Source organism: Psychrobacter sp. FME5, assembly GCF_014861375.1.
In the GTDB taxonomy this organism is placed as follows: Bacteria; Pseudomonadota; Gammaproteobacteria; order Pseudomonadales; family Moraxellaceae; genus Psychrobacter.
In genome coordinates this window covers 1-12,320 of sequence record NZ_RRYX01000093.1, presented here as the reverse complement: position 1 = coordinate 12,320, position 12,320 = coordinate 1, and the positions used below count along the sequence as shown (strand labels likewise).

Below are 12,320 nucleotides of genomic sequence, written 5' to 3'. Positions count from 1 at the left end.
GTGGCTTGTTGCGTTCAAACTTGGCCTTTGCCATGGGTATTTCCTCTTTTTTTGGTGAATCTTTATGCTTAAAAAGTAATAAACAGCAAGATCGGTAAATAGCTGTTTGACGGCTCATGATGCATGTAAAACCATCAAACCGTTGACGCTATGGCTTATCTACTAAAAATATTTTGTCGCTCTACTATTATCTATCTATGCATTTACCTTCTATAGCCCATAGAATAGATAGCGACATTATACTTGCTTTTCAATCTCTTGAACATTGCAAGGTATTATATCGTTACGCTGTTGCACGACTTTATCTTACTGTAGTGCATTAATAAATTGACAGCACTAAAAGGCAACACCTCAGTGTCACCTTTGAATTGTTACCTGCCACACTAACTTTGTATTTTTCAATATTCTGTAATTTCGATATCGACGCAAAATTATATAAATGCAGTAAAAAAGCTGAAATAATAAATGGAGCTCATATTGAGAATTGAACTCAAGACCTCTCCCTTACCAAGGGAGTGCTCTACCGCTGAGCTATATGAGCAGGCTTTTAATAACTACAGTAAACAACCCGTAGGGTTACTAAAAAAAATATCACGATACAGCACTAATAAACTGACTGTCGTGATGAATTGTTGATAGTTTTTGCGATAGTGATTATATGGAGCGGGTGGCGGGAATCGAACCCGCGTCATTAGCTTGGAAGGCTAAGGTGTTACCATTATACCACACCCGCAATTACTCTTATGCAAAGAGACTCTAATCGAGAGTCGTTAAGTATATAGAGTATGCTTGGCGCTATGACAAACTTATAAAAAATATGGTGGTGGGAGAAGGATTCGAACCTTCGAAGCTTTCGCGACAGATTTACAGTCTGTTGGGTTTGACCGCTCCCCAATCCCACCTTAGGTTGCTTTGAACAAAAATGACTTAATTTAAGACAATTTCATAAAAAGCTACTTTGAAAGAAAAGATAAATGGTGCCGACTGCCGGGATCGAACTGGCGACCTACTGATTACAAGTCAGTTGCTCTACCAACTGAGCTAAGTCGGCTTGTTCTCTCAAAGTGGTGGCTATTCTATCAAATTTTTTGAAAGACGCAAGCCCTTTTTTATCTTTTTTGCGATTATTTTCATAATAATCCTCAAGGAGTTGATTATGCTGCTATTTTTTTATAATAAAAATAACCACTTTTGAGGTCTTTACTATGTACAACTGCTTTCTTTATTAAATACTCAACGAATACGCAAACCATTGCACGCCATTTTCACCGCTTTTATTAGTGCCAACGCTTTTTTGTGGGTTTCATCCCATTCTGTTTCTGGTACAGAATCGGCGACGATTCCAGCGCCTGCTTGGATATGGATTTTTCCACGACGCCTGACTGCAGTACGTATAGCAATGGCGGTATCCATATTTCCATGCCAGCCCAGATAACCAACCGCGCCGCCAAAGACTGTACGACGTACTGGCTCTATCTCATCAATGATTTGCATGGCGCGGATTTTGGGTATGCCTGATAACGTGCCCGCAGGAAAGGTCGCGCAAAAAACATCCAGTGCATCCTTATCAGGCAGTATTGTCCCCTCAACATTAGAAGCAAGATGCATCACTTGTGAATAGCGCTCGATAAACATCTTTTCAGTAACTTCGACACTACCATGCTCACAAACGCGGCCAATGTCATTGCTACCCAAATCAATGAGCATTTGATGCTGCGCTATCTCTTTTTCGTCATTAAGCAATTCTTGCTCAAGCGCTAAGTCTTCCGCTGTATCTCGACCACGCTTGCGAGTGCCTGCCAATGGTCGTACGGTGACTTTACTATCCTCAACCCGCGATAGTATCTCAGGTGATGCCCCAATGATATCAAAACGCTTATGGTCATCTAGCGTATAACCATGTACCAAAAACAGATACGGTGAGGGATTTAAAAATCGTAGGGCGCGATAAACAGCCAGTGAGTCGCCAGTATAATCAGCGGTCAAACGCTGAGCAGGGACAACTTGCATAACATCGCCCGCTGAAATGTAGTCTTTTATTTTATTGACATCGTTACTGTATGCCTCCAAAGCTGTTTGTGAGGTAAACGTCGGCGTCGGCATCACGGGAGCGCTCAAATTTGGCATTTCTGCTAGTTTATCTTCTATTTTTTCTAGCTCACGGATGGCATTACTGTAGCCATCTTCGGTATTACAATCGGCATAAACAATGATAGACAAAGTGTTTTCTAAGCTGTCAAAAACAATCACGCTCATTGAGAGCATCAACCACATGTCTGGCATTGATATTGGGTTGGGCGCATCAGACAAACCCACGCTTGGCTCAATAACACGTACCATGTCGTAACCGAAGTAGCCGACCAAACCGCCACTAAAGCTCGGTAATGTCGCTATATCCTCTGCCGTTGGCATCTTATACTGCGCCATCAGTTTACGAATATAGTCAAACGGGTCTTCTACTGCATTTACATCAATATTGTCGTTGTCTTTGACCGTCATATGACCATCTGCATACTGCAAGATAAGATCACTACCCAAGCCAATCATCGAATATCGTGCCCAGCGCTCACCGCCTACGACAGACTCAAAGAGATACGCGGAACCATTTAAATCACGTACTTTAGAAAATACAGATACTGGCGTCTGTGCATCCATGAGACGTTTTTTTATCAGTGGTGCATGACTAAAGCCACGGTCTTTAAACGCTTGATATTCCTCAAAGGTCATCATAGTAATGCTCTCTAACAAGATACTGGTCAAAATAAAAACAGTAAAATAACAGTGAAGGTACAGATACAATATAGCGTCAACACTCTATTGAATGTTGACGCTATAGAAAAAACTCTCACAGTCTAACTGTGAAAAGTATTAGAAAACGGGGTTACGCGCCGCCCATGTTAAATAACCACAGCGCCAATCCAATAATGATAATGGCCACAAATATCCATATAAACCAACTACCGCTGGGCTTTTTCTCTGCTGGTTTCGCAGTCGCTGGATTACTGATGGCCTGATCCATTGCGTTATTACCTTCGGTACCAAGATCCCGAGGTTGTCCTAGATTGGCCGTGCCTGAAAACTGTGCAGTAGCCGCTTGCTTGGCTCGTAACACATCAGGATCCGCTTCTTCTTGCAGGGCGGTTTTCGTGGTTTTATCCTGCTCAGGTTGCACAACTGGCTCTTCACGTACAACTGGCTGCTCCACTGCTGGCGAGTTATTAGCTGCTGCTAGCGGTGCTGTTTCTGTTTCTACCTCTACGGCTTCTGCAGATGACAAAACTTCATCAATACCTGTTTCTTTAATAACCGGCTCTTGTGGCTGTGGATCAGGCGATTGAGTGGTATTGGTCGTCGGGGCGCTTGTGTTAAGGTGGTCTGCTGTCTTAGATACAGTGTCAACAGGGTCAGCTTCCACATTATCTGCCGTCTGTAGAACTTCTTCAATGCCTGTTTCTTTCACTACCGATTCGTTAGTTGCAGATTCCGTTTCTGTCACAGGAGCTTGGTTGACCGCGCGCTCTTTAATAACCTGCTCTTCAGCAGTAGGTTCTTCAATAATGGGCTCTTCAATAACGGCCTCTTCAATAAAAGGTTCTTCAGCAACGGGCTGAGCGGCCAATACCTCAGTGTCAGTATCCATACTAGCCGCTGCACTTTCAGCAGTGGTTACTGGTTGCAGTACCTCAGGCTCGGTAGCAGCAACAGGCACATTTACCTGAAAACTAAAGCTTGCAAAACCAATCTTATCATTCACTTGCAACAAACTCGATTTATTGCCTTCGATACGTTGCTCATTAATAAATGTACCATTGGACGAGTCCAAATCTTTGACATATAACTGACCGTCCAATACGCTCAGGAGCGCATGATTACGCGATACTTGTTTGCTACCGAGCACCACATCATTATCGCTACCACGTCCGACAGACAAGCTGTCATCGACCGTCAAAGTCAAGTCACCCAACGCTTCTGTCAAAGCATTAAGCTGCCACGTGTTCGTTACTGCTGTATCTACCTTACCTGTAGGGTTCGTCATGCTATCACTCCTTATTTTTTATAAAATATCCAATGGTTTTCGTTAAATTATTATCGTCAATATGATGGTGTTATTGTCTTAATTATTTAGCAATAAATCGGGGTTTGATAACGCCACTAAGCTTGCTATAGGGAATACTAAGCACCGGCATGCCATAAGCATATGGACCAATCGCGTAATGCTGATAACGAATATCGATGCCTTTGTCGGTCACGGTGATATTATCGCTGAGGGTAAACGGCCAGTTTTTCTCATAACTGGCGACGTCTTCATCGACCGTTTTCACCCAGTCTTTATAAGCATTATAGGCCAATGCTTTGAATTTTGATTTTTTGCCAGGTTGTAGCATGTCTGCCAGCTGAATTTGCTTTTTGGACTTTTGATCAAATACCAAATACTCACTATAAGGCATGCCGTGAGCGCCACCGGTAAAGACGTAAGAGTTTATCTCAAAGGTTTCTAAATTGTTGACGTGACCTAAGTATTCAGGCGTCACCATTAAATTATAAACAAATACGCTGTCTTCGGGTAAATCAGCAAACTGCGAGGTGACAAAATCATCAATAGCAGCTTTAACGTCTGCTTGGTTACTCTTGGAAGTAATGGGTGCGGATTCAGTGGGCTTGCTATTGACGACTAAATGATTGATACGCTCGTTGGTGATCGCATTTATCCACTGGTGATTGGTTTTGAGGTATTTAATCTCAATATCTGGACAATTTTCACGCTCTACACATTTTTCTTGTGTTTCTTTAGGCAATTCATAATCCAAATAATCGGTGTGACTAATTAGACTGCCAGCATGTGCTGACAAGCTCAATGTGCCAAGTAGCACTCCACTACCCAATAGAGAGGCTAGACGAAGCCAGCCAGTCCTCAAAGCTAATTGCTTGGATAGTTCTGACTTATGAGTATGAGGTTGGGTGACAGGTTTCATATAGCCTCTTTATTATACAGATAAGATTTATTGATATTCTACCGTAACAACCACTCTGTATTGTAGGAACACTGTTTGTGTTTTTATGAGGCTATCGTCTCCTGAACGCTCCTTTTTATAGTGTCGTACGTAAACCATAGCTAATAAAAAAGACACGGCTGGCGTGTCTTAAAAGATAAACGGCATAGTGAAAATAGTAATTTAGTGCTCGCGGGTATTGCTAAAGGTCACTTCTGGGTAGCGATCTTGCATCAATTGCAAGTTGACTCGTGAAGGGGCAAGATAGGTCAAATAACCACCGCCATCTATCGATAACTGGTCGTGGGCTCTCTTCTTAAACTTCGCTAGCGCCACTTCATCATCACAGTGAATCCAGCGCACTGTAGCAATCGATACTGGCTCAAAAATACATTGAACTTTGTACTCTTCTTTCAGGCGATGGGCGACGACCTCAAACTGTAGCACACCAACCGCACCCAAAATTAAGTCATTATTAATCTGCGGCATAAATACCTGTGTTGCGCCCTCTTCACTAAGCTGCTGCAAACCCTTTTGTAAGGCTTTCGATTTCAGCGGGTCTTTGAGCACCACACGGCGGAACAGTTCAGGCGCAAAATGCGGAATACCAGTAAAGTTCAGCTCTTCACCATCGGTAAAGCTATCGCCAATAGAAATCGTACCGTGATTGTGTAAACCAATAATATCACCCGGATAAGCCTCTTCTAATGCTTCACGGTCACCCGCCAAAAAGGTCAAGGCATCGGCAATACGTACGTCTTTGCCCAAACGCACGTGCTTCATTTTCATGCCTTTTTCGTACTTGCCTGAACAGACACGTAAGAAAGCAATACGGTCACGGTGACGCGGATCCATATTGGCCTGAATCTTAAACACAAAACCACTAAAATTGGTTTCTGTTGCCGCTACTTCCCGCTCGTTGGTTGGATGGGCTTTTGGCGGTGGTGAATACTTCACTAGCGTATCAAGCACCATATTGACACCAAAGTTACCGAGGGCTGTGCCAAACAATACAGGCGTCATCTCGCCCGCTAAAAAGGCTTCGACACTGAAATCCTCTAGCGCCATTTGCACCAGCTCAAGCGACTCTTCAAAGGCATCAAACATCAGCTTACCGAGACGCTCACGGATATCAGGATAATCATAACCTTCGCGAGTTTCAGCCACGGTAATTTCACCGCCATGACCTTTTTCATACAGATAAGTTCTGTTTTCGGTCAAATGATAAACCCCAACGAAATCCTGCCCCATACCAATCGGCCAAGTCACTGGAATACATTTGATTTTTAACACGGCTTCGATTTCACTCAATAGCTCAAGCGGCTCACGAATCTGACGGTCGAGTTTATTAATAAACGAAATAATGGGCGTGTCGCGCATCCGGCACACCTCCATCAGTTTGATGGTTCGTTCTTCGACCCCTTTTGCCCCATCGACCATCATCAGCGCACTGTCGACGGCGGTCAAAGTACGATAGGTATCTTCACTAAAATCGGCGTGACCTGGTGTATCCAATAAGTTGACCACATGGTCTTTATAAGGGAACTGCATGACCGAGGTGGTAATCGAAATACCACGCTCTTGCTCCATGCTCATCCAGTCTGACGTCGCATGGCGATCGGTTTTGCGACCTTTAACTTCACCTACCACCTGAATGGCTTGACCCCATAACAGTAGTTTTTCAGTCATGGTGGTTTTACCCGCATCGGGATGCGAGATAATAGCAAAGGTACGGCGTTTGGCGACTTCTTGGTTTAATTTCTTTGAATCTACACTCATAATTTTTGGCTTCAACCTTAACTTTAAAAAGTCTGTCTTTTAGACAGTAACTTTCTTTTAGGCAGTAATTTCAATAAATAGAATAAATAATGGGCTTATTGTAGCGGATTTAGCGGCAGGGTGCAGAATTAGCGCATAAAAAAACACTCTCTATTCAAGAGAGTGCTGTCAGCTTTTTAATATGAAGACCTATAGCATAACTATTAATAATAGCGCTTGATTTGATCGGTTAAGAAATCTCCTGCCACCTCATTGACTATCGTGCAATCTACCACACCGCGAAAACTGTTGGTATTCGGATCGGTACTGCCTTTGGCCACATAATTGGCCTCGTAGATTTCATTGCTATACTCGACACCATTGTACTGATACGCAGGCTGATTTTTGTACTCAAAAAACGTCACTTGCGCCGCTTTGTGTTTATTGCCAAATCCAACTCCAAACTCATACGTCCCGACCTCTCTATTGTCGCTGAAACGTTCTTCGGCAGCATCCACCCATTTATTAAGTGATGAGTATCCCGTCTTGTTTTTCTCATTGAATGCTAAAAACGAGCGCTCGCTTTTAACCACTGGAATATAGCAGACCGAGCCTGTGGGAAACTCTGCATTGGTTGGAATATTAGAATAATTGTTTAAGTCGGTGACAATACCACGACTGTTATTGATATTGCTGCCAGCGTTATAACTGTTCGCCTGCACACCTGACAGATCAAGCGTTTTATAAGTGGTTTCGTAGTTTAATTTATTATTGCTGTTTTCTTCATAAATAGGCCGTCTGACCGTGCGGCCATTAACTTCAATATCTTTATTTTCCAGACGACCTTCGAAGTTATCAGCCAACACCGTTCTATCTAAGGTATTCAGGCTTTGGTTGCTATAACTATTAACGATATTTTTTTGCTTGATTTCACGCGCGCCACTACGGTAGGTCTCATCAATACGCGCAATCGCACTCTCGTTCGCCTGACTGTCATAACTGTTGGCAAAACTGGTCAAGGTAATCTTGTTACTACTGCCCGACCCATAAATATTGTCTTCTTCTCCGCAGCCGACAAGGGCCAAAGCCATTAAAGAGAAAATACCGGGTAAAACAATCAGTTTATTCAACGAACAATCCATTAGAAAACGCCTTTATAATTAAGATTTTTATCACCTATTTTGGTGGTTTTACTACGAGTGTCTAAATCATTAGTTTACATTAATATGCTTATTACTTATACCCGTTAGGTTTTCATGGCGGTGGTTTGCTCAATCTAGATAATTTTATGCAAGGCTCACTTACAAACTTACAGTATATGCTTACTACGGAGCCCTTGCGCCAAACTGATTATTTGCTATGCTAAATAGCATCATATAAGTGACTACTTCAATATAAAAAACCAACAACAAAGGATGTGTTATGAAAACATTATATTCTACTAAAGGCACGGTTACCGGCGGTCGTACCGGTAATGCCAGTCTTCAAGACAGTGATTTAACGATTAATATGGTTGCACCCGGTTCTGGTAAAGACGGTAATAATCCAGAGCAGTTATTTGCCATGGGCTACGCCGCTTGCTTTGATGGCGCGCTTGCTGCAGTGAAAGGCGAAGAAAAAGCAAAGTTTGATTCTACGACTGAAGTATCGGTAGATCTCATGAAAGGCGACGGTCTAGATTTTCAATTAGCAGTGAAGATTCACGTGATTGGTGAAAATACAGAATTGTCTGCTGATGAGTTCCAAAAGTTAGTCGAAAAAGCCAATAAAGTTTGCCCATACTCTAAAGCCACCCACGGCAATATCGATAGTGAAGTGACTTCAGAGGTAAAATAAGTCCTTAATAATGATGGTATCGGTAAAGAAAGAAAAGAACTCAGTTAGCGCTGGGTTCTTTTTTTGTCTCATTGAGCTATTTTTATTTTAATGATGAGTATCATTAATGCTCGTACACATCGTAATTTTTAAGCGATTCGGCACACACTGATTTTATCGCTATAATAAGCGTATATTTTTATCTAATAGCTGATAAGTGACTTTTATGACTGACCATATGACCGACCCTACTTCAGACAGTAACCACAATTCCCATCAAGCACTCGATCCTAAAAACTTGCCAAACTTCGACACCATGCCCAATGTAGCGACCATGGACACCAGTCACGTCGACAAAGACCAGCCTCCCTTTATTTTGGTTGATGGCTCTTATTATCTATTTCGCACTTATCACGCCCTACCCAAAACTATGCAAAACTCGCAAGGTCTGATAACCAACGCCATCCGTGGCACGCTCAATGCGCTACTAAAGCTAATGCGCCGTTATCACCCGACCCATATGGCGGTCTGCTTTGATACCAAATCACCGACCTTTCGCCATCATATGTCACCTGATTATAAAGCCGCCCGTCCGCCCATCGACATAGAGCTGGTAGAACAAATTCCTTATATCCATCGTTTGGTGACGGCATTAGGTCTTCCGCTGTTACGCATCGAAGGTGCAGAAGCTGATGACATTATCGGGACACTAGCCCATCGCGCGGTTGAACAAGGTCATCACGTGGTCATCTCAACGGGTGACAAAGACATGATGCAGCTGGTCAATGACTGCGTGATACTGGAAGACAGCTTTACCGGTAAAGTAACCGACACCGCAGCTGTCATCGATAAATTTGGTATTAATCCCAACCAAATGATTGATTTTTTGACCTTGATGGGTGACGCCTCTGACGGCATCAAAGGCGTGCCTGGTATCGGTAAAAAAACCGCGAAAGACCTACTGGTTGAATACGGTGATATCGACAATATGCTCAAGCACATCGGCTTTATTAAAGGTCGCGGTGCCAAGGGTTTAATCGAGCACGCCGATGATATCCCGTTCAATGCCAAACTGGCGACCATCGTCACGGACCTAGACATCGGTCAAGACTGGAACGATTTAAAAATCAATACCGATCCGAGTGCTCATATAAATGAGTTACGCGAGTTATATAACGAGCTTGAGTTTAGAAACGAGCTGGCCTCTCTCGATCACCCAAACCATCCAGCCAACGCTAATGGCTCGCAAAGTGTCGCTGACAGCCAAGCGGATGCTGAATCACAAGCACAAATCGCTAAATCTTTGCAATCGACCAAGATTGATAATATCAAAGACAGTAAAAATGATAATAAAGCCTGGCACACCATCCTTGACGAACCAGCCTTTGACAGTTTGATTGAACTGTTAGAAGCGGCGCCGCATTTTGTCATTGATACCGAAACCACCAGCGTCTATTGGCGCGAGGCACAAATCGTCGGTCTATCGTTTGCGGTGCAAGCACATGAAGCTTATTATGTACCGCTGACTCACCGCTTAGAAGACGACGAACTAACGGCAAAGCAACTCGACCGCGAAACGGTATTGGCACGCTTAAAGCCCATTTTAGAAAACCCACAAATCGGCAAAATTGGTCAGCACTTAAAGTATGACGCTCATATTCTTAGTACTTATGATATCGATTTAGTCGGTGCTATTCATTCCAGTCCTAATAACTGGGCGATGGACACCATGCTTGCCAGCTATGTCATCAATGCAGCGATCACCCGTCACGGTATGGATGATTTGGCGCGTCATTATCTACAAACCCAAACCATCAGCTATGAGGATGTCGCGGGTAAAGGCGCTAAACAAGTCGCCTTTGATCAAGTGGCCATCGATATCGCCAGCGATTATGCTTGCGAAGATGCCGATATCACTTATCAATTGTTTGAGGTGTTCAGCGTCGAGCTGGCTAACGATGCCAATAACGCTAAATTGCTACAGGATCTGGAAATTCCAACGGCAGAGATACTGTGCCAAATGGAAGCAAGCGGTATCTTAATCAAACGCTCATTTTTGAACGAGCTATCGCAACGTTTTGACGAAGAAATCATTGCACTTGAAAAGCAGGCTTATGAGCTGGCTGGTGAAGAATTTAATCTCGGCTCACCAAAGCAGCTTGGTGAGATGCTATTTGAAAAGCTAGGCGTTGCTGGCGGCAAAAAAACCAAGTCTGGTCAGTACTCTACTGGTGAAGCGGTATTATCAAAAATCGACCACCCATTAGTCGATATCACCCTAGAATATCGTGGGCTGTCTAAGCTTAAAAGCACCTATACTGATGCGCTGGATAATGTCGCAGATGCCGCGACTGACCGCGTACATACCAGCTATCATCAAGCGCTGACCAGCACTGGACGTTTATCTTCGACGGATCCTAACTTACAAAACATTCCGATTCGTACCGCCACTGGGCGTCTGATTCGCCAAGCTTTTATCGCCCCAGAAGGTCGTGTTATTTTGGCAGCGGATTACTCACAAATTGAATTGCGTTTGATGGCGCACTTTTCAGGGGATAAAAACCTGACTGACGCCTTCAATGAAGGCTTGGATATTCACGCAGCCACTGCTGCTGAGGTATTAGGTAAGGATGTCGCGGAGGTTACCTCAACCGAGCGCCGTAATGCCAAAGCCATTAACTTTGGTCTGCTGTATGGTATGAGTGCCTTTGGACTTGCCAAGCAGTTACAGATGAGCCGCAGTGAGGCTCAAGACTATATCGATATGTACTTTGAGCGTTACCCCGGTGTGAAAGATTATATGATTAATACTCGCGCCAGTGCTCATGAGCAAGGCTATGTCGAGACGATATTGGGTCGTAAACTTTACACACCTGATATCACCCATAGCAACCGTATGGTCAAACAAGGCGCTGAGCGCGCGGCGATTAATGCTCCACTACAAGGCTCCGCTGCTGATTTGATTAAGCTGGCGATGATTGCCGTCGATAAAGTGCTGCCAAAAGAGCAAGCAAAAATGCTGCTGCAAGTCCATGATGAACTGGTGTTTGAAGTCGATGCAGATAAGGTCGATGAAATCAGTCAATTGATTACCGACGCGATGCAAGATGTATTGAAAGCTACAGCTGTTGAAAAAGGCTGGACTGTCGACTTTGCTGTGCCGCTATTGGTCGAAACAGATAGTGGTCAGAATTGGGATGAAGCCCATTAGGCTCGCTACGTTAACGGCAATCCATGACTAATTGGTTATATTAACTAACAACATAAAGTACATACTGGCGTTATAATAACCAACCATTAAGTTGTATATAATGGGATAAGTTTCGGTCTAAAGTGAGCCTTTGCGCTCACTTTTTATTCCTTAGATTAACACATGAAGTGCAATACCAAATGCGAGGTGAAAAAAAGACCTAGATGCGCTAGCATCAAAGTCTTTATCCACCGACCAAAGTGAGATTGCAACCATGAACTATACACATCTAAGCCTAGGGGAACGATACCAGATTTATGCCCTTATAGGGGCAGAACATAGTATTAAATTTATAGCTGACACATTAGGAAGAAGTCCTAGCACCATATCAAGAGAGATCAGACGCAATAAAAGCCTTCGAGGTTACCGAGCTAATCATGCTAATAACAAGGCTTGTGACAGACGCTCTAACAATGCTTTCACTATCATCGCTGATGTATGGGATTGGGTCACAGATAAGCTAAAAGACAGCTGGAGTCCTGAACAAATAGCCGGAGTTCATGGTG

General features: G+C 43.5%; 8 protein-coding genes and 4 tRNA genes. 3 read left to right on the top strand and 9 right to left on the bottom strand.

Annotated elements, in window-relative coordinates; translation table 11 throughout:
- Positions 1–466 precede the first annotated feature (466 nt).
- The 9 genes from EI161_RS11130 to EI161_RS11090 form a co-directional block, all read right to left on the bottom strand.
- Positions 467–541, bottom strand: a tRNA-Thr gene (locus EI161_RS11130).
- Positions 542–659: 118 nt separating this feature from the next.
- Positions 660–733 (bottom strand) — tRNA-Gly (locus tag EI161_RS11125).
- A gap of 85 nt (positions 734–818) precedes the next feature.
- Positions 819–902: transfer RNA gene (locus tag EI161_RS11120), tRNA-Tyr, on the bottom strand.
- 73 nt (positions 903–975) lie between these two features.
- A tRNA-Thr gene (locus EI161_RS11115) sits at positions 976–1,051 on the bottom strand.
- Between the two features lie 182 nt (positions 1,052–1,233).
- Entirely contained in the window at positions 1,234–2,730 is a 1,497-nt protein-coding gene (locus EI161_RS11110) for an anthranilate synthase component I family protein (protein ID WP_192524457.1), read from the bottom strand.
- 151 nt (positions 2,731–2,881) lie between these two features.
- Positions 2,882–4,036, bottom strand: a complete 1,155-nt coding sequence (locus EI161_RS11105) for an FHA domain-containing protein (RefSeq protein WP_192524456.1) — start codon at positions 4,034–4,036, stop codon at positions 2,882–2,884.
- A gap of 82 nt (positions 4,037–4,118) precedes the next feature.
- Positions 4,119–4,973, bottom strand: a complete 855-nt coding sequence (locus EI161_RS11100) for a DUF3298 and DUF4163 domain-containing protein (RefSeq protein ID WP_192529570.1) — start codon at positions 4,971–4,973, stop codon at positions 4,119–4,121.
- 201 nt (positions 4,974–5,174) lie between these two features.
- Positions 5,175–6,770, bottom strand: coding sequence for a peptide chain release factor 3 (locus EI161_RS11095; RefSeq protein ID WP_192529569.1), 1,596 nt, complete (start codon positions 6,768–6,770; stop codon positions 5,175–5,177).
- A gap of 203 nt (positions 6,771–6,973) precedes the next feature.
- Entirely contained in the window at positions 6,974–7,891 is a 918-nt protein-coding gene (locus tag EI161_RS11090) for a hypothetical protein (protein WP_192524453.1), read from the bottom strand.
- Between the two features lie 280 nt (positions 7,892–8,171).
- Here EI161_RS11090 and EI161_RS11085 point away from each other — a divergent pair, with 280 nt between their 5' ends.
- The 3 genes from EI161_RS11085 to EI161_RS11075 form a co-directional block, all read left to right on the top strand.
- The gene (locus tag EI161_RS11085; protein ID WP_192524452.1) at positions 8,172–8,585 is read left to right on the top strand and encodes an Ohr family peroxiredoxin; all 414 of its coding nucleotides are present in this window, start codon (positions 8,172–8,174) and stop codon (positions 8,583–8,585) included.
- A gap of 295 nt (positions 8,586–8,880) precedes the next feature.
- A complete protein-coding gene (polA, locus tag EI161_RS11080) occupies positions 8,881–11,775 on the top strand; it encodes a DNA polymerase I (protein WP_225735352.1) in 2,895 nt (964 codons plus the stop codon).
- 253 nt (positions 11,776–12,028) lie between these two features.
- A partial coding sequence (locus EI161_RS11075) for a helix-turn-helix domain-containing protein (protein ID WP_192529568.1) occupies positions 12,029–12,320 on the top strand: 292 nt, incomplete at its 3' end.

Excerpts from the sequence above, each read along its gene's own strand:
- polA (WP_225735352.1), top strand. The coding sequence starts at position 8,881 with ATGCCCAATGTAGCGACCATGGACACCAGTCACGTCGACAAAGACCAG.
- EI161_RS11105 (WP_192524456.1), bottom strand. The coding sequence starts at position 4,036 with ATGACGAACCCTACAGGTAAGGTAGATACAGCAGTAACGAACACGTGG.
- EI161_RS11095 (WP_192529569.1), bottom strand. The coding sequence starts at position 6,770 with ATGAGTGTAGATTCAAAGAAATTAAACCAAGAAGTCGCCAAACGCCGT.
- EI161_RS11085 (WP_192524452.1), top strand. The coding sequence starts at position 8,172 with ATGAAAACATTATATTCTACTAAAGGCACGGTTACCGGCGGTCGTACC.
- EI161_RS11100 (WP_192529570.1), bottom strand. The coding sequence starts at position 4,973 with ATGAAACCTGTCACCCAACCTCATACTCATAAGTCAGAACTATCCAAG.
- EI161_RS11110 (WP_192524457.1), bottom strand. The coding sequence starts at position 2,730 with ATGATGACCTTTGAGGAATATCAAGCGTTTAAAGACCGTGGCTTTAGT.
- EI161_RS11090 (WP_192524453.1), bottom strand. The coding sequence starts at position 7,891 with ATGGATTGTTCGTTGAATAAACTGATTGTTTTACCCGGTATTTTCTCT.